Origin of the sequence: Polyangium sorediatum (assembly GCF_029946465.1) — a bacterium.
GTDB classification, from domain to species: Bacteria; Myxococcota_A; Polyangia; order Polyangiales; family Polyangiaceae; genus Polyangium; species Polyangium fumosum.
On the sequence record NZ_JARZHI010000011.1, the window covers coordinates 69137 to 94525 of the forward strand.

Here is a 25389-nt window from a genome sequence, read left to right on the forward strand (position 1 = left end):
CCATGCCCGAACCCGACGTGATGCAACGCCTGACCGACGCGCTCTCCGCGGCCTTCGCCCGTGATTTCGGCGGCCCCGCCTTCCCGAACCCCGAGGGCTGGCGGAACAAGGGCGCCCGCCTCCGCACGTTCCGCCGCACCGTGCCCGTCGTGGAGCTCGAAATGGAGGGACGAACCCTCTCGTTCATCGTCACGCCCACGGACCCGGCCGAGCCCGCGTACCGTCGTTCGTCGCGGTACGATATCGTGTATTTCTCCGAGGACGTGCCCGACAACGAACAGTCACGCATTTATGCCCGCGACCGCGCCACGATCGATCGTTTCGCGGCGTGGGTGAAGGCCTGGGACCAGGCCGGCGGGGGATCTGTTTGAGCACAAGCGAGACGGCGCTGGCGCGGCCGGAGGCGTCGGGGATGGAGATGGCCCTCGTGCCCCTTCGGCTCGGGGGGTTTTCCTGCAAGGCCATCCTGCTCGAAGGCGACGACCGGCTCACGGCGCGGTTCGAGGCGAAAGGAAGCGCGGACTGGGTCGAGGTCACGGTCCTGCCGCACGGCGCGCCCGGCCCGGTGTTCCGGCGGCTCGCGTGCTGCGCCGTGAGGTACCGCGGCGCGATCGCCGAGCGCACGCCCGAGCGGCGGGACGAGGTCTCGCGGCTCGTGATGGCCGTCGCGGCCTCGATCGACGCGTTGCTCGAACGGAGCCCGGGAAAGACGATCGCCGAGGCCCTCGGCCGCTCCCGCGAGCAAGGCCGCCTGATCTTCGGCCGCGACGGCCTCCGCGCCCTGCTCTCGCCGGAGATCGTCGAGGGCGCGCCCGCTGCCGCGGGGTTTTCCCTCGTCGACGTCTATCCGAGCTCGTACCTGCAAAAATCCCACGAGGGAGGCCTCGAGCTCGTGCTGGATTTTCGTCGGGAATCGGACGCGCGCAGGCTGCTCCTCCTCGTCGGGCGCCGCGACGACACGAAACCCGCGTTCGCCACGACGGCCCATTTCTCGATCAAGCACCTCGCGCTCGGCTCGGCCGATCCTCCCGGCGCGGACGAGCTCCGCGCGCTCGTCGCGTTCGTCCTGCAATTGCGCGATCACGAGGGGCTCGACGTCGTTTTTCCGGACATCCTCTCGGACGTCGCCCCGGCGCTCCTCTTGCCCTCCGCGCCCGAGGAAGAAGCGGAGCCCTCGGCCGACGGCGAGGTGCTGAACCTCGCGATCGACGCCGATTGCGAGCAATCCTGCGCGTTCTGCTCGATCAAGGAGACGGCCCCTCCCGAGGACGGCGGCGACCGCGTGCTCGCCCGGCTCTTCGCCGACCTCGAATCGAACCGGCGGCGCGGCGTGCGCGCCGTCCGCATCAATGGCTACGACCCGCTCGCGCATTCGCGGATCCTCGACGTCCTCCGCCGCGCGAAGGACCTCGGCTACCGCACCGCGCACGTCTTCTCCCCGTGCACGCGCCTCGCCGACCCGGCCTTCTGCGACGACGTCGTCGCGGCCCTCCCCGAGGAAAAACGCTTCCACGTGCCGCTTTATTCGGTTTCACCCGACGCGCACGACCGGATCGTCGGCCGCCGCGGCGCGCACGCCCTCGTCTCCCGCGCCATCGACAACCTCCTCGCCCGCGTCTCGCCCGAATCCGTGTGGATCCTCTGCGTCGCCACGCGCGAGGGACTCGGCGAGCTCGAAGGCGTCGCGCGATTCGTCGCCGACCGGGGTTTGTCCTTCTACCCGCACATGCCCTACCCGAGCTTCGAATCACGCGCCGATCGATACTTTTCCTCCGCGCCGCGCATGACCGACGTGGCCGAGGTGATGTCCCGGGCGCTCACGCGTGGCGCGCGCATGAACGTGCAGGGCATCGTCCCTTGCGTGGTTTTTCGCCGGATGCGCGAGGACGGCGCGCCGCCGCGGGCCTGGCTCGACGCGCCCGCCGAGCGGCCTCCGCTGCCGGGCACCGAGTACCGCGACCCGCGCTTCCGCCACCGCGCCGGCGAGGCCGAACACGCGGCCTTCCATGCTTCCGCGATCCCCTGTCCTCACGAGGCCCGCTGTGTGCTCGCCTCCGCTTGCCCGGGGGAGGTCCTGCGCAGTTATGCCGAGATCCACGGCCTCGCAGAACTCTCGCCCGTCTCGCTGCGGGAGCTCGTGGAAGCGACGTAAAACTGCGCTAGAACGCGCCCAAGCGGCCGGACGGACCGGTCCTGTGTGCCAGAACCCCTTTCAACGCGCGGCGCATTTGGTCTAGGATGCGCGAGCCGGTCTCCTCCATGCTCGTCACAGGCGTCTTGTTCCACGACCGTTACCGCGTCGTCCGCAGCATCAAGTCGGGCGGGATGGGCGCGGTGTTCGAGGTGCACGACGAGCCGACGAACCGAAGGCGGGCCCTCAAGGTCATGCATCCGGCCGTGCTGGAGAATTCGGTGATGCGCGGCCGGTTCGCGCAGGAGGCCACGGTCACGGGTGGGATCGAGAGCGAGCACCTCGTGCAGGTCCTCGACGCGGGCGTGGACACCTCGACGCAGCTCCCGTTTCTCGTGATGGAGCTGCTCGTCGGCGAGGAGCTCGGCGGCATGGTCAAGCGCCGCGGCCCATTGCCCGAGCCCGAGGCCGTGCTCTACCTCTCGCAGGTCGCGCTCGCCCTCGACAAGACGCACGCCGCGAACATCGTCCACCGCGATCTCAAGCCGGAAAACCTCTTCGTCACGACGCGCGACGACGGCCGATCCTGCGTGAAGATCCTCGACTTCGGCGTCGCCAAGGTCGCCGTCGCGACGACCCTCGCGCACACGACCGCTGTCGTCGGTACGCCCCTCTACATGGCGCCGGAACAAATCAGCGGAGATGCTGGGATCCGGGCTTCGGCCGATATTTATTCGCTGGCGCACGTCGCTTATACCTTGCTCGTCGGCGAGGCATACTGGCGGCCTGAGCTTTTGCAGCTCCCGAGCGTGTATGCGCTCTTCGGCAAGATCATCGCGCCGGAACTGCCCGAGGCCCCCACGCTCCGCGCGGCGAGGCGCGGCGTCCAGCTCCCCGCGGGATTCGACGACTGGTTTCGGAGGGTCGGCGCGCGTGAGCCCAAGGAGCGGCCCGAGCGGGCGACCACGGCGATCGGGCTCCTCGCCGACCTCTTCCGTGTCCCGCTCAGCGTGCCCCCGTCCGGGCCGATCCTGCCGCTCTCCGAGTTGCCTCCGCCCTCGCAGGCGCCGCGGCGTATCTCCCAGCGCCCGCCCGTCCCCTCCGTCCCCATTCCGATACCCGTGCCCCGGCCGAGCCGCGATCGGCTGCGCGACGACCCGACGCCGCCCCCGAGCGCGCCCGCGCCCGGCAGCCAGAAGCCGCGGTCGCGGTTCAGCGACATCCCCGCGTCGTACGAGCCGACGTTGCGGAGCGAGGTGAAGGGCGTGCTCGACCAGCAAGGGCTCGTCGATATCCTCGAGGTCGAGTATCAATTCAGCGCGAACACGGGCATTCCTTTTTCGGTGCTCCTGTTCCAGGTCCAGGAGCCGCCGCGCGCAGAGGGCCCACGCGCCCGGCCTTTCGCCGGGTGGGGGCTCGAGCGCACGATGGCCGAGCTCATCCACCTCGCCCGCGCGCTCGGCCCGGAGAAATCAACGATTGGTCGCTGGCCAAGCAACACGATCGTGGTCGTCGTCCGCGCCTCGCTCGGCATCACGCTCTCGCCGAGCGAGGCCCGCGACATCCTCGCATTCGTGGGCAAACAGCTCGCGGGCCGGGACGAGCTGCCCGAGATCCGCAGCGGTTATTCGCAATGCTGGCTCACGGACCGATCGGGCATGGACGCCGTCGACCGCGCCCGCTTCGCCCTGAAGCCCTTCAACCGCTGATCAAGCGCCGGCGGCCGCGTCCATCGCCTGCAAGAGGTCTCCGACCACGTCCTCGGTCTCCTCGATTCCCACGGCGAGCCGCACGAGCCCCGGCGCGATCCCGACCGCGACGAGCTCCTCGGGCCCGAGCTCCGAATAACTCATGATCGCGGGCTGCTCGATGAGTGTCTCCACGCCGCCGAGGCTCGGCGCGATCCGCGCGAGCTTGCACGCGTCGACCACGCGCCGCGCTCCGTCCTTGCCGCCGCGGACCACGAAGGACACGACGCCCCCGCCGCCCGCGAGGTGCTTCTTGGCGATCGCGTGATCCGGGTGGGAGTCGAGCATCGGGTAGTAGACGCGCTCCACGGCCGGGTGCGCTTCGAGGGCGCGCGCCACCACGAGCGCCGTCTGGTTTTGTCGAGCGACCCGGAGCGAGAGCGTCTTCATGCCGCGCCCGATCAGCATCGCGGCGTGGGGATCGGACACGGCCCCGAGCACGTCGCGCGCCTCGTGCACCACGGACAGGAGCGACGACGGCCCCGACACGCTCCCGCCGAGCACGTCGTTGTGCCCGCCGAGGTACTTCGTCGCGCTGTGCACCACGAGGTCGATGCCCATGGCCGAGAACATGGCATTGATGGGCGTGGCGAACGTCGCGTCGACGAGCGTCTTCGCCCGCGTCTTCTTGCAGATCTCCGCGAGCCGCTCCACGTCGACGCAGCGCAGGTAGGGGTTCGTCGGCATCTCGGTGATCACGAGCCGCGTCTTCGGCCCGATCGCGGCCGCGAGCCCGTCGAGGTCGCCGGGCTCGAGCAGCGTGTGCGACACGCCGAGGCGAGAGAGCATCTTCACCACGAACTGCCGCGTCCTCCGGTACGTGTCGCGGAAGAGCACCACGTCGTCGCCGGCCTTCACGAGCGCGAGGATCGTCGTGGTCAGGGCGGCCATGCCGCTCGGGAAGAGCAGCGCGTCCTCGGTCCCGTCGAGCGCAGCGATGCGCGCCTCGACCTCGCGCACGGTGGGGTTTCCGTAGCGCCCGTAGTCGAGCCGCCCGGGGTCGGGATCCTCGCCGCGCATGAACCGCTCGAGGTCGTCCGAGTCGGCGAACGTGTACGTCGCCGTGAGCGCGATCGAGGGCGCGAGCGTGTGGTCCGGGCGATCGACGCGCTCGCCTGCGTGAACGGCGTCCGTGCTGGTCGGGAGGGCGGTCTTCATGGGGGAGTTCAGGGGAACGGCGCCTGTAGCCTCACGTCGGTTCGGAGATCATGGAAGACGATGTCTTGGCCGCCGGAGGGGGAGGCGATTACGTCCGCAAAATCGGAAATCTGGGGATGGGTCCCCGTCTCGAAGAGGATGATCGGGACACCTTGCTCGCGCAGGACCCGTGCGAGCACCATGCAGGCTCGTCGAATCCCATCGGGATCACGGAATGTACGAATCACCTGCAGATCTCCGACGAGGACGCGACGGATGGACTTGCCCTCGTGGATGGCCTTGTTGCAAAGATCGAGGGTGATCGCGAGGAGCCAGTCCCCGCTGAGGAAGGGTCCTTGACAGTCGACAACGAACTTCCCCTGCTGAGGTTCGTCATCATCTACCGCACGGGTGAAGCTCAGCCGCACGTCGACGCCGGCCTCCTCCGCGTCGCCGATCGACATGGCAGCGCGACGCACACCGTGAGGACCGCTCACGGCCACCACACTACCCCGCAATGCGGGCCAGGCTGCCGGAGGACTCCATCCGGAGCCCCACGCTTGCATCCCCGGTCCCCCCTTGGGCCAGCCCGCGAAGAGGATACCTTTGGCGGTCGTCGACTCATACACCCAAGGACGCGGATAAACCCGAAGGCCACGCGCTGAGCCTATCGTGAAGGAGTGTCCACCCGGCACCGAAGGCCCCAGCCGATTTTTCGAGACGACCATCCGGCGCGCGGCGCGATGCGAAAGATCGTTTGGCGAATCCTCGAGCACCGCTCCCAGCTCGATCACGACGTCCGTCGCGAAGCTCCATGCCGAGTGCCGGTGCTCCATGGTCTCCTCCAGCAGAATGAGGATCATCCCCCGCTCCGCGGCCATCTTGCATAGCTCGTCCGCCAGGATCCGTGGCGCCAGCGCGCCGAGGTTGTATCCATCGGAGAGCGAGTCCACCACCATCACCCGCGGATAACCTCCCGCGCGCGCGATTTCGTCCAGCAGTCCAAGGAGAGCAGCTACGATGCCGTCTTGCTCCTGCCCTGAAGCGCCGATATCGAGTGTTCCGGCGAAGATGTCGCTTCCTCGATCTCCCTTGGGATGTACGGGAAACGGCGCCACGGCGTCTGCTGCGCGCGCATCCGCCAGGATCACGCGCGATTTTGCGTGTTCGCGCAAGATCCCCGCGTACTGCGCGGCGAACTCTGTCGGCAGGATCTCCACGCAGCCGTAAGCAACATCGGTATCCAATGCGCGCGCGAGCGACTCCGCGAGCAGCGTACCGAACACGGTTTTCCCCGAGCCAGGTGGCCCTCGGAAGAGAATCGTGGTGCTCTCTGCGTGATCCGTGGAGCGTTTCAGGACGTGAATGCCTCCACCGAGGAGCAAATTGAGCCCCGGAATGTCGACCGGTATCGTCCGCGCTTGCATCACGCAGCCCTCACGAGGGAGCGCTTGCGCATCCGGTCGCGGAAGCTCGTGCACACGGGGCCCGGCGGCGACGCGTTCTTCGTCCCTGAATGTTTCTCCAGGACCGCCGCGGCCTCTTCCACCCCGCGCCTCCTCTCCTCCTCTGTCCGATTTCGCAACCCCGCCCTGAGCAGCGCCTCCACGTGCGGCGACCCCGCCCGCGAAAGCCCCGCCGCCGCCAGGTACATGCTCCGCTCCGCCACGCTCGCCCTTGACAACCAGAAACTCGCGTTCACGAGGGACTGTTTGTCCCGCCCGAGCGCCCGGACGAGCTCCTCCTCGGCCACCGCTTCGATCCGCTTCCAGAGCGCGAACGCCTCGTCCGGCGAGCACACCCAGGCGACCACGTCATCCACGCGCTCGCAGCGAAGACGCTCCGAGCGCGGCTCCGTGCCCCCCAGCCATGCGACGAACTCCTCCACGCATGGCGTACTCGTCTCCGAGGTCTGCGGCGTGAGACGCCACGAGGAGCGCCGCTCGCGGTCCCCCACGATCACGACCCTATCTCCGAACAACGCAGGGACTGAGGAGAGCCGTGTGCCAATCCCGGGAAGCTCGCCCTCCGGGAGAGGCTCGGCGTCGATCTCCACGAGGACCTCTCGTGGAGATCGCTCTCCTTCAAGAACACGTACGAGCCGTCCGTGCTCGTCGGCCAGCACGGGGCCACGGCGCGCAGGCGTTTGCTCCGTACCCACCTTCCCGTGAAACCCGACGACCCGAATCCCGGGCAGGCGGCCATCCGTCCCGAGGCGCAAGACATTCGTACTCATTCGTCTTTCACCAGCTCTCGTAAAACCCTACCTGAATCCTCGTAGAGCGTCTGAGAGTGCGCCGCCACCTCGGGGGCCAGGGTCTCGATCGTCGGCGTCTCTCCGGTGCTCCACCGCAGCTTTTCTGCCACTTCGAGGGCTTGCTGGAGCGCGTCGAACGGCACGTGCAGCGCACGGACGTGCTCGAACGGGAGTCTCCAGGCGATCCGGACCTCCCACGTCCAGGCTCTGCGGTCCCCGCATTCGTTCGGGCCGTACTTCTCCCGCCCGCGGCTGCCGTTGTGTTCGAGGAGCTCGGGAGGATCCAGCCGATCGGGTTCGCCGGCGGCGCACCGATCGGAGGCGGTCTCCAGATACCGATCGGGCGCATCGTAGGCACGCGAAAGCCATGTAGCGAAGTGCTCCCGCCAGCCGGCGAGCGGTATCATCTGCTGTTCCAGAAACGTCCACCGGGCCTCGATGGATTGCTGGGCCCAGGGCATGAGCTTGGGAGACGGATCTTCGAGCGAGCCGGAGTCGAAGGGGGTCGTGCTGCCCGTACGTCCGTTCTCGGCGGCAGGATCGAAGTAAAGGAGCGCGTCGCCGATGCATTGCTTGCTGTAGAAGCAAGACGGTCCGGCATAAGCGAACACGTGATTTCCCCGAAGCCGGCCGAAATCGTCGTCGGGAATGGCCAAGCCCCGCGCCGCCTTGCTCTCGAGGCCCGACCAGGACGCGCTCCACCCCTCGAATCTCACGCTCACCGGGAAATGAACGAGCGGCATCCGTCCGGCCAGTCGTCTCGCGCAGGCGTCTCGGTCTTCCATCGCGTGTCCTGTGGGGATGCTACCTCAACGTCCCCACGTGCGGAAAGCGCCGAGCCCTCCGGGACGGCTGCGCCCCGCCGATCCCTCTTCCTGGACGCCTGCGCCTGCACCGGACCGGCGCAGAGAGACCTCCCCCCGGGGACGCGCCCCCTCCTGCGCGCTGCAGACATCCATCCGACGTCCCCCCCGAGGACCTCTGCGCTGCGCAGACGTCCTTCCGGGCGTGCCCGGGACCGTCTCTGACGTGCGCAGACTGTGCCCGAGCACACCCGCGTGCATCTCTGCGCTGCGCAGACGCCCTTCAGGCCGTGATCTGGACCGCTTCTGATCCGCGCAGACGCCTCTCCTGCCTCGCTGGGGCATCCTTCTGGAGGGGTCCGAGGAGGTTCCGGTCGTTCCCGCGAGGGCTTCGAAAGATTGTCACACTTGACGCGTCGGAAAAGTGAGGGATAAAGTTCGCTGCCATGTCTGACGCAGCGTCACGTATGCAGACCGCGCTCGACGAGTACGCGGAGAACATCCAGCGGTTCAAGCGCGGGGAAATCACGCCGGACCAGTTTCGCCCGCTGCGCCTGGGGATGGGCGTGTACGCGCAGCTCGCGCACGTGAAGAACATGCAGCGCATCAAGGTGCCGGGCGGGCGCATGACGGCGGCGCAGCTCGATGCGGTCGCCGAGGTGACGGAGCGCTGGGCGCTCGGGCTCGCGCACATCACGACGCGTCAAGACATCCAGCTCCATCACCTGGAGATCGAGGAGACGGTGGAGCTGCAGCGCGTCCTCGCGAAGGCGGACGTGACCACCGTGGGCGCCTGCGCCGACACGGTGCGCAACGTGACCGCGTCGCACCTCGCGGGCGTGGTCGAGGACGAGGTCTTCGACGTGACGCCGCACGCCCACGCGATCACGCAATACTTCCTGTTTCATCCGCACAACCGGAAGCTCCCGCGCAAGTTCAAGATCGGCCTCTCGGGCAGCACGCGCGACCACGCGCAGATCATGATCAACGACCTCGGCCTGCTCGCGCGCGTCACGGACGCGGGGCGCGGGTTCGCGGTGTACGTCGCAGGCGGACTCGGCTCGACGCCGGAGATGGCGCACCTGTGGCGCGACTTCGTGCCCGAGCGGGACGTGCTCGCCGCGTGCGACGCGGTGATCCGGGTCTTCTGGCGGGACGGCGAGCGCAAGAACCGCAAGAAGGCGCGCATCAAGTTCCTCCTGCGCAAGCTCGGCGAGGCCGAGTTCATGAAGCGGCTCGACGACGAGCTCGCGAAGGTCAAGGCCGAGGAGGGCGCGAAGATCGAGGCGGAGCTCGATCGTTACCTCGGCGAATACCCGAACGAGGAGGCGCCCTCGTCGGTCCCGGGCGGCGAGGCGATCGGCGACGCCGCGTTCGCGCGCTGGAAGAGGACGAACACGATCGCGCAGACGCAGCCTGGCTACCGGGTCGTAACGGTAAAACTCCCGCTCGGCGACATCACGGCCGAGCAGATGCGCAGGCTCGCGGCGCTCGCGCGGGGCCACGGCAACGGCGAGGTCCGCACGACGAACACGCAGAACTTCGTGATGCGCTTCGTCCCCGAGGGCAACCTCGTGGCCTTGCACCGCGCGCTCTCGCAGATCGGCCTGGCCGAGCCCGACGCCGGGCACATCACGGACATCGTGGCCTGCCCGGGCGCGGACTATTGCTCGCTGGCGATCACGAAGAGCATGGGCGTCGGCGCCCGCGTGCGTGAGCACCTGTCGGAGGGCGGCAACCGCGCCGAGGCCGACGATCTCGTGCAGCAGATCGGCGCCTTCGAGATCAAGATCTCCGGCTGCCCGAACTCGTGCGGCCAGCACCACGTGGCCGACATCGGCATGACGGGGCTGATGGTGAAGGGCAAGGACGGCGTGGAGCGGCCGCATTACTCGCTGCGCGTCGGCGGTGGCTGCGGCCCGGACGCGAAGATCGGCGACCGCCTCGACGGCCGCGTGCCCGAGGAGGAGACGCCCAAGGTGATCGCGGCGATCGCGAGGCATTACGTGCAAGAGCGCGCCGAGGGCGAGAGCTTCCGCGAATTCGTGGCGCGCAAGGGCGCGGGCGACATCGGTCGGATCGGATTCGCGGCGGCGACCGACGTGATCTGACGAGGCGCACCGGCGCGTATCGGCCGGGGGGTCCTCCGTGATAGCTTCGCGGGCCACGGAGGACCTTCCAATGCGTCGAACTCGTCTTGCCTATGCGCTCGTGCTCGCCACCCTCGGCGGGGCCGGGTGTGGCTCGAATCCCGTCATCGAAATCCCCCCGCCGTCCGCGTCGGCCACCGAATACACCCTCGGAGGCACCGTGAAGGGCCTCGAAGGGAAGGACCTCGTCCTCGAGGTCGCCCTCCCCGACGAGCTCTACTCGACCCTCACGATCGCGGCGGACGGCGAATTCACGTTCAAGCCCGCGCTCGCCGACGGCGACAGCTACGACGTCACGGTGGCGGTAGAGCCAGGGGATCCTGCGCAGAGCTGTACCGTCACCCGGGGCAAGGGCGTCGTGGCCGGCGCCGACGTGAAGGACGTCGCCGTCGATTGCACGACGCTCCCGCCGAATCCGCGCTGGATTGGCGGCACGGTCTCGGGCCTCGCGGGCACGGGCCTCGTGCTTCAGAACAACGGCAAGGACGACCTCTCCGTCGCGATGGACGGCGCCTTCCAGTTCACGACACCGGAGACCGACGGCGACACGTACGACGTGACCGTCTCCGCGCAGCCCACGAATCCCGCGCAGACGTGTGTCGTCGAGGCGGGGAAGGGGACCGTCGAGGGCGCCGACGTCACGGGGATCCTGGTGAAGTGCACGAACGATCCCCCGGTCTTCAACGTCGATCCGAATACGATCGACGTGACGAACGCGGATCGTTGTGACTTCCTCGACGCCGCCCATTGCCTCTTCCCCTGGCCGAACGACCATTTCACCGTCGCCGATCCCACGACGAGCACGGGCCGCCGCGTCGCGCTCCACCCGATGTCGATGCCCGTCAATGCCGAGGTCGACCTCTCCCCGGCGGTGGGAGCCCCGGCGGGGACTGTCGTGAGCCCCGGTGGGATCGGAATGGATCCGACGGACTGGAACCGCGCCGACGGGTTTTCCCCGGGCCAGATGCTGCTCTCGTACGTGCCGGGGCTCGACCTCGGCAAGACCGGGATCGGCCCGATCACGCACATGGAACGCTCGCTCGAAGCCGATTCGCCGCTCGTCGTGGTCGACGCCGAGACCCTCGAACGCCACCTCGTCTGGGGCGAGCTCGATTCGTATGCGACGAGCGACGCGACGCGCGCGCTCATCATCCGCGCGGGCATGAACTTCCGCGAGGGCCACCGGTACGTCGTCGCGCTCCGCAACTTGAAGGACAGCGACGGGCAGGGGATCGAGGCCTCGGACGCGTTCCAGGTCTACCGCGACGCGATCCCCTCGAACGTGCCGGCGATCGAGGCGCGGCGTGATGCGATGGAGAAGGTCTTCGACGTCCTCGCGGGCGCGGGCGTCGAGCGCAAGGAGCTCTACCTCGCCTGGGAGTTCACCGTGGCCAGCGCGAAGAGCCTCGCCGGTCGCATGCTCCACATCCGCGACGACGCCTTCGAGAAGCTCGGCAATGCCGCACCCACGTTCACGATCACGCAGGTCCTCCAGAACCCCGACGCGAACCGCTCGCGCCGCATCCTCGGCACGTTCACCGTCCCGAACTACCTGAACCAGGCGAACGGCATCGCGGGTTCGTCTTTCCATTACGCAGAGCCGAACGACGGGCTGCCCGATCAATTCGACGGCAATGGCACGCTCCAGGCGAACTTCATCTGCAACATCCCGCGCGCGGCGCTCCCGGACGGGAACGATCCGACGGCGGCCGTCGTGCCGGGTCGCGCTGCGCTGTATGGCCACGGCCAGCAGGGCGCCGCGAGCCAGGTGAACGGCGGTTCCGCCACGGGCGAGCTTTCGAACGCGTACAACTTCGTGTTCTGCGCGACGGACTTCATCGGGATGTCCTCGAGCGACAACGAGAACATCCTGCGGCTCGTCACGCAGTTCGGCAGGATGAACACGCTCGCCGACCGGCTGCAGCAGGGCCTCCTGAACAACCTCTTCCTGGCGCGGCTCATGATCCACCCGCAGGGCTTCATCGCGGACCCGGCGTTCCGCGGCGGCCCGCAAAACCAGCCGCTCATCGACACGAGCGACGTGTTTTATTACGGCATCAGCCAGGGCGGCATCCTCGGCGGCGCGCTCGTCGCGATCTCGCAGGACATCCGCCGCGGCGTGCTCGGCGTCACGGGCATGAACTACAGCCTCCTGCTCGACCGCGCCACGGGCTTCGATCAGCTCCGGGTCTTCTTCGACCAGGCCTACACGAACGAGCTCGACCGGCGTATCGTCTTCTCGTCCATGCAGATGTTATGGGATCGCGGCGAGACGAACGGGTATGCCTGGCACGTCGGCAACGATCCGCTCCCGAAGACGCCGCCCCACGCGGTGCTCATGCAAAACGCGTTCGCCGACCACCAGGTCACGCAATGGTCGGCCGACATCGAGGCGCGCACGATCGGGGCAGGCATTCACGTGCCCGTCCTGAATCCGGGCCGCTCCATCGACACGACGCCGTATTTCGGCATCGAGCCGCTCGGCAGCTACCCGCACTTCGGCTCGGCCGTCTTCGTGTGGGATACCGGGCCGTTCGACGCCATGCTGAACAAGGGCACGCCGCCGCCGCCCGTCGAGAACAAGCCGCTGCGCGACGGCGTCGATCCCCACGGCGCTCCGCGCGTGCAGCCCGGCGCGCGCCTGCAGATCTCCGAGTTCCTGCGCTCGACCGGCAAGGTCATCGATCCCTGTGGGGAGACGCCCTGCCTCGTGCCGTAGGCGTTTTTCCGTTTCGTCGAGCTTCCGTGATGGGCTAGCCTCGCACCTGCGTATTGCCGCGGAGGAGGAAAGCCCGTCATGGATCTCGACACCGTCCTTTCGACCCTGCGCGAGAAGGGCAAACCGAATACGGCCAAGATCTACGCCCGCCACGGCGTGAAGGATCCGACGCTCGGCGTCTCGTATGCCGACCTCGACAAGCTCGTCAAGGCCATCAAGCAGGACCACGCGCTCGCGCTCGCGTTGTGGGCGACCGGCATCCACGACGCGCGCGTGCTCGCCACGAAGATCGCCGATCCGGAGGCGTTCACCTCGGACCAACTCGACGCGTGGCTCGCCGTGACCCTGGATCACGTGGTCGAGGGCGCCGTCGCCACGCTCGTTGCGCGTCGCAAGGACGCGCTTTCGGTCGGGCTGCGCTGGATCGAGCTGCCCGGCGAGTTCGCGAGCACGGCCGGGTGGTTCGTCCTCTCCGGCGTGGCGGCGCGGGGCGATCTCCCCGAGAAAGAGGCGGCGCGCCTCTTGAAGCGCATCGAAAAGAACATCCATGGCGCGCAGAATCGCACCCGCTACGGCATGAACGGTGCTCTCATTTCGATCGGCGGGTACATCGAATCGCTCCGCCCGCAGGCGCTCGAAGCGGCGCGCGTGATCGGCAAGGTCGAGGTCGATCACGGAGAGACGAACTGCAAGACACCGGACGCGGCCGAATACATCGCCAAGATGGCTGCCCATCACGCAAAACGCGCGGGCGGCGCGAAGTCCGCGGCCCCGAGAGCCGCGCCCGCGAAGAAGGCGCCTGCAAAGAAGACCGCGGCCAAGGACAAACCGAGGGCCACCACGTCGCGCGGGGCGTGAACGTTCACGCGCGGTCGAGCGCGCGGGCGACGACGCGGTAGTGCTCGAGCATCTCGGCGTACGAGAAGTGCGCATTGCGGCCGCTCGGATTGGGGACCACGAACACCCGCGCGCCGCAGATCTCCTCCGGCTGCTCGCCGCAGGGGATGGGTTCCGAGGCCTTCTTGTTGAAATAACTCCGACAAACCGTGATGCCCACGAAGACCACCATGCGGGGGCGAAACGTCCGGATCTTCGTGGTGAGCGCGCGCCTGCCCGCGTCGTAGTCCTCTCGCCCGAGGTCCATCACGCCGCGTGTCGCGCGGGCGACCAGGTTCGTCAGGCCGAGGCCGTGGTCGAGCAAGCGCATCTCCTCCTCGGGCGTGAGGCGCCGCGGGACGAGGCCGCTCTCGTGGAGCAACTTCCAGAACGCGTTCGCCGGATTGGCGAAGTTGTGCCCTTTTTGCGCCGAGAGCAGCCCGGGGTTGATCCCGATGAACAGGGCGTCGAGGTTTGGAGCGAGGATGTCGGGGGTGGCTTGCTTGGAGGACGGCATGACGAGAAGCGCCTCGATTCTAGTCGCCCCGGCGGGTTTGTCCACGGGAACTGTGATATCGTGGGGCGACCATGCCGCCCGCCCCTCCCGTCCTCGGCCTCGACCTCGGCGCGACCCTCACGAAGATCGCCTTTCGCCAGGGCGATCTTCACACCGAGCGATGGCCCTCGAACGACCTCGAGGCCGTCCGCGCGCGCATCGTCGAGCTTGCTCCCGCGCGCATCGTGACGACGGGCGGCGGCGCGGCCGTGCTCGGCGCGAGCGCGCTCGGCGTGGCCGTGGAGGGCATCTCCGAGTTCGAGGCCTGGTCGCTCGGCGCCGCGGCCCTCGCGGCCGAGGAGGGCATCGTCTTGCCCCGACGGCACCTGCTCGTCTCGGCCGGCACGGGGACGTCGGTGCTCGTCGTGGAGGCCGGTTCGGCCGTGCGCGCGGGCGGCACGGGGCTCGGCGGCGGCACGCTCGTCGGGCTCGGCAGGTTGCTCGTGGGCACGGGCTCGTTTGCCGATCTCTCGGCGCTCGCGGCGCGCGGCAAGCGCGGGTCGGTGGACCTGCTCGTCGGCGACGTGTATTCGCAAGGCGCGCCCATTCCGGCGTATCTCACGGCGGCCAATTTCGCGAAGCTCGCGTCGACGGAGCCGGCCGACCTCGCGCATGCGCTCGTCGGGCTCGTCGGGGAGAACATCGCGCTCGTGTGCGCGGGGATCGCGCGCCTCGTCGGCGCGGACACGGTCGTGCTCGGCGGCTCCACGCTCGCGGAAAACCCGGCGCTCGTCGAGGTCCTCACGCAGACGCTCGGGTTCACGGGGCTCTCTGCATGTTTTCTCGGACACGGCGCGTATTGCGGCGCCGTGGGGGCCCTCGTGGCCGGCGAGCGCCTCGCGGAATCCGCCTGAGCGCTGTTGCCAGCCTGAAACGAAGAGCGATACGCTGGCCCAGCGAGAGCGTACGTCGATGAACCGCAAAGGGCAGGGTCCGGGTCATCCCCCGGCGAACACCGTCCGGAGCTCGCCTTCGCGCGTGAAATAGGTGACGCAGGACGACGAACGATTGCCCCGCAGCATCCGGATCGCGTGCTCCAGCGTGGCGCGGCGTGCGTCGTCGTTCTCGATGGCCGGCAAGGCGAGGCCGAGCGCCTCCTCGGCGGCATCCGCGAGCAGCCACGGCGCGCGGCGCATGAGCTCTTTCCAGGCCGCGTCGCGCGCCTCGGCGTGCCCGAGAGCGTCCTCGACGAGCCAGAGGGTCACCCAGGCGCTCACGCGGGAGGGTGTGTCGCGGCACGTGCGCGTGAGGTCTTCCACGGCTGCCGGCAGGTCCCCGCGCAATCGATGGGCCTCGGCACGCACGCCGTACAGCGTGGGACCCACGACCGCGGGCGCACAATCGATGCTGCGCTGAAAACAGGCGAGCGCGGCGGCTGGTTCGTTTCGGAGTACGTAGACGGCGCCCATGCCGATGTGCAGCCATCGGGCGCGGGGCTTTTGGGCGAGGCCGCGGCGGAAATCCTCTTCGGCTTCGTCGACGCGTCCGAGCCAGAGGAGCAATTCACCCCGGTAGGCGTGGGGGTGATGCGAGGGCGGATGATCCCGCAGAATGGCGTCGAATTCGCCGAGCACCTCCGCGGGGGACCGGCTGCGGATCGACCATTGCAAAACCTTCGCGCGCTGCCGCGCCGAGCTGCGGAGCGGGGGCGGCGTGTGGTGCTTCGGGTCGCCGAGGCGCGCGAGCATGGCCTCCGGAAAGACGCGCGCGAGAAGGCGGAGCCGCAGATCACGCGGGGCCGGGAGCTCGCCTTCTTCCTCGCGAAATCGGTCTCCGAGCCGCCAGGCGAGCGGCGCGAGCGCGGCCTCCGGCAGCGCGTCCCAGGCGCGGTTCGCGAGGCGCGCGGCGTGATCGAGGGCGGGGGCCACGAATCGCCGATGGAGCGCGCGCTCGATTTCTGCTTTGCGGCCGGGTTCGTCCGGGCCGCGGCCGATCGCCGTGAGTGCCTCGACGTCGAGGAACCCAAAATGCTGCCGGCCGAGCACGACGAGCTCGAGATCGATGCGCCAGATCTGGTCCTCGTCCGCGATGTGTTTGGCCGCGAGCAGATCACGAATCGCGCCGTGTGGGTCCCCGATCGCGCTTTTCTCCCGGGCACGGCGCACGAGCGCTTCGGCCTCCTCGGTCAAACCCGTTTGGCGCGCCGCACCTTTTTCGATTCGCTGGCGCGCGCCGAACGCATGAAGGAGATCCGCCGCGCGCTCACGCAAGCCGGCGTCGTCGGGCGCGAGCGCGAGTGCGCGCTCGACGTGCTTTTGGCAGCCGGAAAACCGCCCCGCTCCGCGATCGACGCTCGCCGCGGCGAGGTGAACCTTGGCCGTCTCGCGCGGTCCCTCCGCCGACGCGAGTGCGAGCGCCTGCATGATCCACGCATCGACGAGCCGTCGATCACCGAGGCGAAACGCGAGGCGTGCGGCCTCGAGCGCGTGATTCACGTCGCGGGCCGAGGCGGGATCATGGCGCCCGAGGGCCTCCCAGGCCGCGCGTATCCCTCCTTTGCGCCCCTCATCGATCGTCACGACGCTCGTCGATACGTCGAGCGTTCGCCGGCGTAAAGCGGGAACCGCCCTTTTTCGTTGTCACGCCCGCGCCTGCAGGGCGAAGATGCGCCCGTGATGGTGCTCGCCCGTCGTAGTCTGCCCCTCGTCGCGTTGCTCGCCTCGGCTTGCGGATCCCCGAAGCCGCCCGAGGTCGCGAAGGCCGAGGGCCCCGACATGCAGTTCGTCCGCCCCACGATGCAGCCGCCCGTGTTCCTCGATCCGCAACGAAAGGAGAAGCTCAAAGAGGCCTTCCCTGCGATCGAGCGATATGTCGCGGACGAGGTGGCGCGGCGGGGGTTTCCCGGGGTCGCCGTGGGTATCGTGATCGATGGGGAGCTCGTGTATGCCAAGGGGTTCGGCGTGGCCGATGTCGAGGCAAAGGCGCCCGTCGACAAAGATTCGGTTTTCCGCATCGCCTCGCTGACGAAGAGCTTCACGGCGATGGCCGTTTTGCAGCTCCGGGACGAAGGAAAGCTCTCGCTCGACGATCCGGCCGCGCAATACGTCCCCGAGCTCGCCGGCCTTCGTTATCCCACGCGCGACGCGGCGTCGATCACGCTCCGGCACCTGCTCGGCCACGGCGCGGGGTTCCCCGAGGACAACCCCTGGGGCGATCGACAACTCGGCCTCTCCGACGCGGATTTTTCGAGGATGATGCGCGAGGGGGTCCCCTTCTCGACATCCCCCGGCTCGGCGTTCGAGTATTCGAACACCGGATTCGCGATCCTCGGGCGCGTGATCACGAACGCGTCGGGGATGGATTACGCGGACTATCTGCGGGCGCGGATCCTCTCGCCGCTCGGCATGAACCGGACGGTCCTCGATGAACGGATGGTCGAAAAGGGGCACCTCGCGCGGGGATATCGAAAGGAGGGCGATCGGCTCGTGCCCGAGGTGAACCTGCCGCACGGCGCGTTCGGGGCCATGGGTGGGCTGTATGCATCGCTCGCCGATATGGCGCGCTACGTGACGTATCATCTCTCGGCGTGGCCGCCGCGCGACGAGCGGGAGGACGGTCCGGTCCGGAGGAGCACGCTGCGCGAAATGCACGTGACGGGCCGCGCGACGGGCCTCTTCGCCTCGCCGGGGCTCGGGGACGAGCCGCCGTCCGCGCGCGCGACCGGCTATTCGTTCGGGCTCGGCACGTTCGAGACGTGCGAATTCACGCGAGGTGTTTCGCACACGGGAGGTTTGCCCGGGTATGGGTCGGTGATCCAGTTCTTGCCCGACCACGGCGTCGGCGTGATCGCGATGTCGAACCTCACGTACGCGCCCATGTGGCGGGTCGCGCGCGAGGCGCTGCGGCGCCTGCACGAGACGGGCGCGCTCGTGCCGCGAGCGTTCGTGCCCTCGGAGGCGCTCGTGCGGGCGAAGAAAGCCATGAGCCGCCTCGTCGCGAAATGGAGCGACGCCGAGGCGGATGCGAACTTCGCGGATTCGATCTTCCTCGACAAACCACGCGAGCGATGGGCGGCGGACCTCGACGCGCTCCGCGCGGCGCACGGCGCGTGCCGGGAGGAGGGTACGATCGAGGCGGAGAACGCGCTTCGCGGCACGTTCCGGCTCGGATGCGAGAAAGGGTGGATCGGCGTTTCGTTCACGCTCGCGCCGACCTCGCCGCCGCGGATCCAGTACCTCGATTTCCACAGCGTGCTGCCGCCGCCGAGCGCGCTCGCGTCGGGCGGCGACAAATTCGTCCGGCTCCTGAACCGATGGGACGACGCCGCCGCGGCCGATCTCTTCGACACGAGCGTGGATGTGGCGCGCATGAAGGCATCCCTCGCGAGCCTGAAGGAGATTCGCGGGGCATGCCGAATTGGCGATGTGATCGGGGGCGACGGGGCGACGCGGGCGAGCTTCCGCCTTGCCTGCGAGCGATATCCGCTCGCCGTGGAGGTCATGCGGAAGGCGGGGGCAGAGAAGATCGATGGCGTGCGGTTTTTCCCGGTGCCCGGGGAGGCCGCGCGGTGCGCGCAATGAGCGCGCACCGGCTCATTGCGCTGCGACGCCCTCCTGCTTGACGCGCAGGACCACCTTGCCCGGCCCGTCGGCCGTCGCGCCCTCGAAGCGGTCGACGACCAGAAGATACCGCGAAACACCGTCCGAGGCCGATTGCACGAGCCACGAGGCGTCCGCCGGCGCGGGCGTGGCCACCGCCCGATCGATCCAGTAGTCCGAGAACGCGCTGAAGATGCCGTCGCCCCGCCAGATGAGCTTCGGATCGGACAATTCCGCATGCCCGACCGCGTCGAACCGCGCGAGCTCGGAGTCGTCCGTGCGCGTCTTGACGATATCGAGCGTCTCGTCTTTCGTCTCGCTCGCGTGCAGATCCACGGCGGTCACGCCGCGCGGCCCGCCGAGATCGCCGTTGACGCTGATCGAGGCGCGGCGGAAGCAGAGGTGCCAGTCCTTCGTGGTGAGCGCCTCGGCCGGCGTGTGTTTCGTCCGCGCGCCCGTGCCGAGATCGAGGCATTCGCTCGGCACGTCCTCGGGCGCCTGCGAGCCCCCCGCGGTGCCGTCGAGATCGGCGAGCGTCTGCGTGGCGCCCACGCCGGCGGACGTCACCTCGGCCCAGCGGATGCGATAAATGGCCGCCACCGGCGCGCCTTGTTGCTCGGCGTAATACCCGAGGACCTGCACCTTCCACTGCTTGTCCGCGTCACGCACGCCGAAGACGTGGTAACGCACCCAGAGCACGTGGACGCTCGGGTCGTACGCCCAGAAATCGCGGAATGCGCCGCCCGCTTCGTCCTTCGTCAGGAACGGGATCGCCGGCGCGATCCCTTCGTCGTACGTCACCGCGTCGAGCGGACCGAACGCCCCGCCCTCGCCGGACCCGGACGCGCCGCTGTTCGTGAAGACGTTGAACTTTTCGAATGCGAGATCCCAGGCGGTCGAGGCAGAAGCGTCGCCCTCGGGGACGACGATTTCGGGTTTTTCGAGCGCGACGTAGACACGTCCCTGCGCGGGGACGGGCACTTCCAGCGTCGCGCCCGTGTCCTCGTTCGGGGGGGGTTCGCCCGTCGTGGAAGGTTTGCCCACCTCCTCGCTGCAGGCGCAAAGAAGGAGCGGAAAAGCTGCGGCCCAAATGGATCGTTTCATGGTTCCTCCGCGGGAATGTCGGCCGTGAGGCCAAAGTAAAGGGTCCGCCCCTGGACCGGCCGCTGGTCGCCCAAGCGGGTCGGGTCTTTCTGAGCGCCGAGCGCATTGAGCACCCCGGCATAGGCGCGGGCCCCACGAAAAATCGGACGCGCAATCCGCGCGTCGATCGTCTGGAAGCCAGGCGTGCGCAAGCCCTCGTCGAGGAAGGCGTCGGTGACCATTCGATACCGGAGCACGAGCTCCAGCCGGAGCGGCAAATCGGCCCGGAGCGCGGTGACCACCGTGTGCGGCGGGCGCCCTTCGAGCGGACGCTGGTTCTCGTCGTCCCGCGTCCACAAGTAGGAATACCCGGCCTCCGCGCGCAGCACGCCCGCGATGGTGCAAGCGCCGTCGATCTGCGCGCCGAACGTGCGCGCCCGGCCGATGTTGCGGTACGTGTAATCGTCGATGCCGCCCTGGCTCGCGGCCGGCCGGATGTCGATGTCGATGAGGCCGTCGATCCAGTTTGCGAAGACGCTGCCGCGGACGAGAAAGCCGTTTTTCGAGCGATAACTCACGTCGCCGCTCGTGCCCCACGACGTCTCGGGGCTGAGGTTCGGGTTGCCGAGCACGCGATACCCGAGGGCGCCGTGATCAAAGGCGAACCCGATCTCCTTCGCCGCCGGCGCGCGAAACCCGCGCCCGACGGAGGCCCGCACGGTCACGCTGGGCAAGGGCTGGTACGAGAGCGCGAGCCGCGGTACGGCGACGCCGCCATAACGCAGGTGCATCTCCGCGCGCCCGCCCGCGAGCAGGGTGAGCGAATCGAAGAGCTTCCACCCGAGCTGCGCATACCCCGCGATGCTGCCGAGCGTGACGGGGACGAGCTCCTCGATCGTGCTCGTCTGCACGCTGCCGCTGATGAGCTCGGCCCGCGTGAGCGATTGTGAGAGTTTTTCCACCTCGGCGCGCATGCCCACGACCCACGTGCGCCGTCCGTCCGCGATGGTGCCCGTCGCCTCCAGGCTGGAGAGCGAGGCCTCGCGATCACGGGTCTCGTCGATCGGCGATTCGTAGCGGTCTTTTTGGGTCGTGTCGAACGCCCATTGTTGCCCGAGCGCGAGGCGCAGGGTCGAGCCTTTGCCGAGGTCGACGAGCTCGACGAGGTGGACGGCGAATCGATTCGTGCGCTGCGGCAGGTCGATCCGGTACGTCCCGAGGCCCGGGACGACCTGGCTTTGTCGTCCCTCGGATGCGTCGTGGAGCCAGCGCACGCGGGCTTGCACGCGCGTGCGGGCGTTGAGCTCGGCGCCGAGCCGCATCCCGAGCATTCCTTGCAGGCGCGAGGGCATCGCGAGGTCGACCGCGTCTTCGAGGAGCGAGACCCCGTCCGTGCGGAAGAAATTGCCGTCGAGCGTGGCCCACGTCCGCTCCCCGCGCCACGCGGCATTGCCCTGCGCGATGACCCCGCGCCGATTGCGGCCTTCGAGGCGCACCCGCCCGCTGAAGCCCGGGTGCAGGGGTTGTCCCGTGACGACATTGACGACCCCGCCGATCGCGCTCGTGCCATACAGCGAGCTCATCGGCCCGGCGACGACCTCGACGCGGGCGACGTCCGAGAGTGGCATTCTCGAAAGATCGATCGCCCCGCCCACGTCGCCGATGACGCGCTCGCCGTCTTCGAGGACGAGCACGCGTTGCCGGTCGAGGCCCTGGATCTGGATGGCGCTCGGATTGCCGATGTCGCCGTAGGCCGAGGGGTTGATCTGGACGCCGGGTTGCCCCGCGATGGCCTCGGCCACGTTCGTCGCGCCGCGCCGCTCGGCTTCGTCGCGGGTGACGACGTCGACGCGCACCGTGGCACGCTGGCTCTGCTCCGGCATGCGCGTCCCGGTGACGACGACCTCGGCGCCCTTGTCCTTGTCTTTCCCGTTCGGCGCGGGCTCCTCGGCGCGCGCCACCGCCGCAGGCAGCAGCGATGCCCCAAGGAGGAGGACGGCCGAGGTCGAAAGTCTCATCTGCGGCGTAGATGAAAGTGACTTTCAACTTCTAGATGGAAACGCCGAGGAAGTCAAGAACAAGCCGAGGACGCTCGTTTGCACGGGTCGTCGGCTTGTTCTTGTGGGTTCCGTCTCAGAGGTTTCGCACAAAATAGTCGCGGATGAGCTCCTCCATGTAGATGCGGTCCGGCGGCCGGCGGGGCATGTGGCGCTCGTCCGGGAAGAGGAGGAGGTCGTACGGCTTGCGCGCGCCGATCATGGCGTTGACGAGCCGCGCGGTGTGTCGGAAATGAACATTCTCGTCGATGAGCCCGTGCACGAGCATGAGCTTGCCGCGGATGTTTTCGACGTGGCGCATCACGCTGCTCTCCTCGTAGCCGCGTGGGTTCTCCGATGGCATGCCCATGTACCGCTCGGTATAATGGGTGTCGTAACCGTCCCAGTGCGTGACGGGCGCGCCGGCGACCGCGACCTTGAAGGTCTCGGGCGCGCGCGCGAGGCACATCGCGGCCATGTACCCGCCATAACTCCAGCCATACACGCCGACGCGCGCAGGATCCGCGAGGCCCTGCGCGACGAGCCAGCGGACGCCGTCGACCTGATCGTCGACCTCGATCGAGCCCATGCGGTTCTTGATCGCGCCCTCGAACGCGAGCCCGCGCCGCGCGCTGCCGCGGTTGTCCACCATGAACACGAGGTACCCGAGGCTGCGCAGCCATTGCGGGCGCATCGTGACCGTCATGTTCCAGCCGTTCGTCACGAGCTGGACGTGCGGGCCGCCATACACGTAAACGATCGTCGGAAACGGGCCGCTGCCGAAATGCGCTGGCGGGCGATAGAGCGCGCCATGCAGGGTTTCGCCGTCCCGCGAGAGGAACGAGACGATCTCGGGCGGCGTGAGGCCAAGCGAGGCGATGCGAGGATCCTGCTCGTCGTGGAGCGTCGCGAGCACGGCGCCGTCGTCGATCGAGCGGAGTTTGACGGTGGGCGGGCGATCCTTGGCGTGGTAGACGTCGACGAAGCGGCGGCAGGCGCGGTCGCAGGTGACGACGTGCATCCCGGGCTCGGGGGTGATGCGGCGGATCTCGCCGCCGTCGAAGGACACGGCATAGAGGTGGCATTCGAGCGCACTCGCGGCCGTGGCCGTGAAATAGACGAAGCGGCCCTTTTCATCGACGCCGCGGACGTCGTCGACCATCCACGACCCGCGCGTCAGCTCGGCGACGAGGGTTCCTTCGCGGTCGTAACGATAAAGATGCCGATATCCCGTCCGCTCGGAGGCCCACAAAAAGCCGCCGTCCGCGAGCGGGCGGAGGAGATCGTGCAGGTTGATCCAGACGTTCGTCTCTTCGCGCAAAAGGCGCGTCCGCGCGCCCGTCGCGAGGTCGAAGACCACGAGCTCGAGCCAGGTCTGCGCCCGATTCTGGATCTCCGCCGCGAGCCTTTCGCCCGCGAGCCAATGGACGCGGGCGAGATACACCTCCTCGCCGTAGCTCGTATCCATCCAGACGGTCTCGCCGCCCGACGCGGAGACGACGCCGAGGCGCACACGGGCGTTCTCCTCGCCCGCAAATGGGTAATGGTGGTCTTCCTCCGCCTCGGCGCCGACCTGGGCCTTGCCCTGGTGGACGATCCGATAGATGGGGATATGCGTCTCGTCGACCTCGGTGAACGCGAGCCATGTTCCGTCGGTCGACCACCAATACCCGTGGTGCCGCGCCATTTCCTCCTGCGCCACGTATTCGGCGAGGCCGTGCGTCTTGCCCGTGCCGCGCGCGCCCGAGGTGAGCTGCCGCGGCGCGCCGCCGGTCGCGTCAATGACGTACAGCTCGGCCTCCTGGACGAACGCGACCGCGGCGCCGTCGGGCGAGAGTTTCGGGTCGAGGATTGGCGCGCCGCCGGACGCGACGAGCTTGCGCAGCGAGGCGGAAGGCCCGTCTTGCACGTACAGATCGCCCTTGATGGGCACGAGCACGCGGCTCGCGCGGGTCGCCCACGCGTACGTGGTGACGCCGATCTCGCGCTGGCGCTGCCGTTCGCGGCGAAGCGCCTCCGCGAGCGAGACGTTTTCCTCCGTCGTGCCGCCGTCGGGCGGCGAGACGAAGAGGCTCTCCGACCCCGTCGCCGGGTCGAAGACGAAGAGCTGCCGCACGAGGCTGCGCTCGGGGCTCTTCAGGTAGGTGATCAGCCGATCGTCGGGGCTGAAAGCGATCTGATCGGGGATCGCCATGCCCGGCAGCGGGTGGCGGGCGACCTCCTCCACGGCGAGGGTGCCCTCGGCGGCTTCGAAGGCCTTCGGGGCGTCGGTTTTGGTTGCGGACATCGTGGTTCTTCCCGGGTGAGCGTGGCGCGCAACGTATACCATCGCCGCGGGAAACTCCACGCGAGCGACCATGCCCAGGGAGACGTCACGACGGGCGGAACGTGAGCATCGGTGATGTCCCCCACGGTTTGGCCGGATTGCGCAACGGGCCCTCCGGCGGCTTGCGCGAATTGCGCAACGGACGTTTCACAATTTGCGCAAGTGGCGCAGAGCGTCAGAGGTTTTCCTGGGGCTTTTCGGGGCTCGCGAGGTCGGGCATGTTCATTGCCGATCGTCCGGACGAAGTCACGGGACGGCCAGGAAGCTTGTCCCCCCGAGACCCCGCGCAGGTACACAGGCAGGTAACCGCATGCGAATCTCCCTCATCGTCGCCTCGAAGCTCGCGCTCCTTGCAACCCTCGCGGTGGTCTCTACGACGAGCGCCGCCGAGAACGCACCCGCGGACGCGCCGGCCGTGCCCGCGAAGCCCCGCCGGTTTCACGTGGGCATCTCGGGCGGCGTTGCATACCATACCGTGCGCATACCGACGGTGATCCCCACGGAGTACGCGGCCGCGACGCTCGGCATCCATGCGGGCTACAACGTGACCGAACGCCTCTCGATTGGTTTGGATCTGTCGACCATCGAGAAGGACATGGGGCGCGACGGGCCTTTTCAGATGTTCGATCCGGGGCTCGCGCCGCAAGCGGGGTGCAACAACTGCGAGCCGCCGCCGTTCGGCGGATGGGTGAAGAACACGACGGCGGTGTTCGGCACGCTCGGGCCGCGGGTCGAGTTTACTCCCTTTGGCAAGGAAGGCCTTTACATCGGCGCCACGGCCGGGCTCGCGTTCCTCTGGGGCGTCGACTCGATCTACGGATTCGGCGGCTCGGGGCGGCTCGGGTATCGGGTGAACATCGCCGACGTCCTCGGTCTCGCCCTCGAAGCCGGCGCCCAGGCCCAAACCTTCGGCAGTGGCGCGTACACGACCGCGCCCTACGGCATGGTGCTCTTCCGGCCTTATTTCTGAGGCGTTCCGAGGCCGCCCTCGATCCCGGATTGACGAAGGAAAGTGGAGGGCGGTAGCCT

The 25389-nt window shown here is 68.5% G+C and carries 18 protein-coding genes; 9 read left to right on the forward strand and 9 right to left on the reverse strand.

Annotation, left to right across the window (positions count from 1 at the left end; translation table 11 throughout):
- Positions 1–2: 2 nt before the first annotated feature.
- From QHF89_RS15450 to QHF89_RS15460, 3 genes are all read left to right on the forward strand, one after another.
- Entirely contained in the window at positions 3–371 is a 369-nt protein-coding gene (locus QHF89_RS15450; RefSeq protein ID WP_136968779.1) for a hypothetical protein, read from the forward strand.
- Complete coding sequence (locus tag QHF89_RS15455; protein WP_136968778.1) at positions 368–2152, forward strand: radical SAM protein; 1785 nt, start codon at positions 368–370, stop codon at positions 2150–2152. The genes QHF89_RS15450 and QHF89_RS15455 overlap by 4 nt, the downstream gene beginning before the upstream one ends.
- A 107-nt stretch (positions 2153–2259) precedes the next feature.
- Complete coding sequence (locus tag QHF89_RS15460; protein WP_284720527.1) at positions 2260–3840, forward strand: serine/threonine protein kinase; 1581 nt, start codon at positions 2260–2262, stop codon at positions 3838–3840.
- Here the strand turns inward: QHF89_RS15460 and QHF89_RS15465 are convergent, their stop codons facing one another.
- The 4 genes from QHF89_RS15465 to QHF89_RS15480 all read right to left on the reverse strand — a co-directional run bounded on the left by QHF89_RS15465 (position 3841) and on the right by QHF89_RS15480 (position 7995).
- Entirely contained in the window at positions 3841–5037 is a 1197-nt protein-coding gene (locus QHF89_RS15465; protein WP_136968776.1) for a trans-sulfuration enzyme family protein, read from the reverse strand. It lies immediately after the preceding gene.
- Positions 5038–5045: 8 nt separating this feature from the next.
- Positions 5046–6302: a hypothetical protein gene (locus QHF89_RS15470; protein ID WP_284720528.1), complete on the reverse strand. Its 1257-nt coding sequence runs from the start codon at positions 6300–6302 to the stop codon at positions 5046–5048.
- A 140-nt stretch (positions 6303–6442) separates the two neighbouring features.
- Positions 6443–7252 (reverse strand): hypothetical protein, encoded by an 810-nt coding sequence (locus QHF89_RS15475; protein ID WP_136968774.1) that lies wholly within the window; start codon positions 7250–7252, stop codon positions 6443–6445.
- A complete protein-coding gene (locus QHF89_RS15480; RefSeq protein ID WP_136968773.1) occupies positions 7249–7995 on the reverse strand; it encodes a hypothetical protein in 747 nt (248 codons plus the stop codon). Before QHF89_RS15480 ends, QHF89_RS15475 begins: the two co-directional genes overlap by 4 nt.
- Positions 7996–8522: 527 nt before the next feature.
- Between QHF89_RS15480 and QHF89_RS15485 the strand changes: the two genes are divergently transcribed.
- From QHF89_RS15485 to QHF89_RS15495, 3 genes are all read left to right on the forward strand, one after another.
- Positions 8523–10187, forward strand: coding sequence for a nitrite/sulfite reductase (locus tag QHF89_RS15485; RefSeq protein ID WP_136968772.1), 1665 nt, complete (start codon positions 8523–8525; stop codon positions 10185–10187).
- 70 nt (positions 10188–10257) lie between these two features.
- Positions 10258–12945: an acetylxylan esterase family protein gene (locus tag QHF89_RS15490; protein WP_136968771.1), complete on the forward strand. Its 2688-nt coding sequence runs from the start codon at positions 10258–10260 to the stop codon at positions 12943–12945.
- Positions 12946–13023: 78 nt separating this feature from the next.
- Positions 13024–13803 (forward strand): DNA alkylation repair protein, encoded by a 780-nt coding sequence (locus QHF89_RS15495; protein WP_136968770.1) that lies wholly within the window; start codon positions 13024–13026, stop codon positions 13801–13803.
- A 4-nt stretch (positions 13804–13807) separates the two neighbouring features.
- Here QHF89_RS15495 and QHF89_RS15500 read toward each other — a convergent pair whose 3' ends face one another.
- Complete coding sequence (locus QHF89_RS15500; protein ID WP_136968769.1) at positions 13808–14338, reverse strand: mismatch-specific DNA-glycosylase; 531 nt, start codon at positions 14336–14338, stop codon at positions 13808–13810.
- A 71-nt stretch (positions 14339–14409) separates the two neighbouring features.
- Between QHF89_RS15500 and QHF89_RS15505 the strand changes: the two genes are divergently transcribed.
- Entirely contained in the window at positions 14410–15231 is an 822-nt protein-coding gene (locus QHF89_RS15505) for a hypothetical protein (protein ID WP_136968768.1), read from the forward strand.
- Positions 15232–15315: 84 nt separating this feature from the next.
- On the opposite strand, the gene QHF89_RS15510 is transcribed toward QHF89_RS15505, so the two are convergent.
- Positions 15316–16896: a tetratricopeptide repeat protein gene (locus QHF89_RS15510; protein WP_136968767.1), complete on the reverse strand. Its 1581-nt coding sequence runs from the start codon at positions 16894–16896 to the stop codon at positions 15316–15318.
- A 96-nt stretch (positions 16897–16992) separates the two neighbouring features.
- Here QHF89_RS15510 and QHF89_RS15515 point away from each other — a divergent pair, with 96 nt between their 5' ends.
- Positions 16993–18897 (forward strand): serine hydrolase domain-containing protein, encoded by a 1905-nt coding sequence (locus tag QHF89_RS15515; protein WP_284720551.1) that lies wholly within the window; start codon positions 16993–16995, stop codon positions 18895–18897.
- Positions 18898–18909: 12 nt separating this feature from the next.
- Here QHF89_RS15515 and QHF89_RS15520 read toward each other — a convergent pair whose 3' ends face one another.
- The 3 genes from QHF89_RS15520 to QHF89_RS15530 form a co-directional block, all read right to left on the reverse strand.
- Positions 18910–20019 carry an HmuY family protein gene (locus tag QHF89_RS15520; RefSeq protein WP_284720529.1) on the reverse strand — a complete coding sequence of 370 codons (1110 nt, stop codon included), beginning with the start codon at positions 20017–20019 and terminating at the stop codon, positions 18910–18912.
- Positions 20016–22016: a TonB-dependent receptor plug domain-containing protein gene (locus QHF89_RS15525; protein ID WP_284720530.1), complete on the reverse strand. Its 2001-nt coding sequence runs from the start codon at positions 22014–22016 to the stop codon at positions 20016–20018. The genes QHF89_RS15520 and QHF89_RS15525 overlap by 4 nt, the downstream gene beginning before the upstream one ends.
- 115 nt (positions 22017–22131) lie before the next feature.
- On the reverse strand, positions 22132–24321 hold the full coding sequence (locus QHF89_RS15530; protein WP_284720531.1) for a S9 family peptidase: 2190 nt from the start codon (positions 24319–24321) through the stop codon (positions 22132–22134).
- Positions 24322–24670: 349 nt separating this feature from the next.
- On the opposite strand from QHF89_RS15530, the gene QHF89_RS15535 reads away from it, so the two are divergent.
- On the forward strand, positions 24671–25330 hold the full coding sequence (locus QHF89_RS15535; protein WP_136968764.1) for a hypothetical protein: 660 nt from the start codon (positions 24671–24673) through the stop codon (positions 25328–25330).
- The last annotated feature ends 59 nt before the right edge of the window (positions 25331–25389 follow it).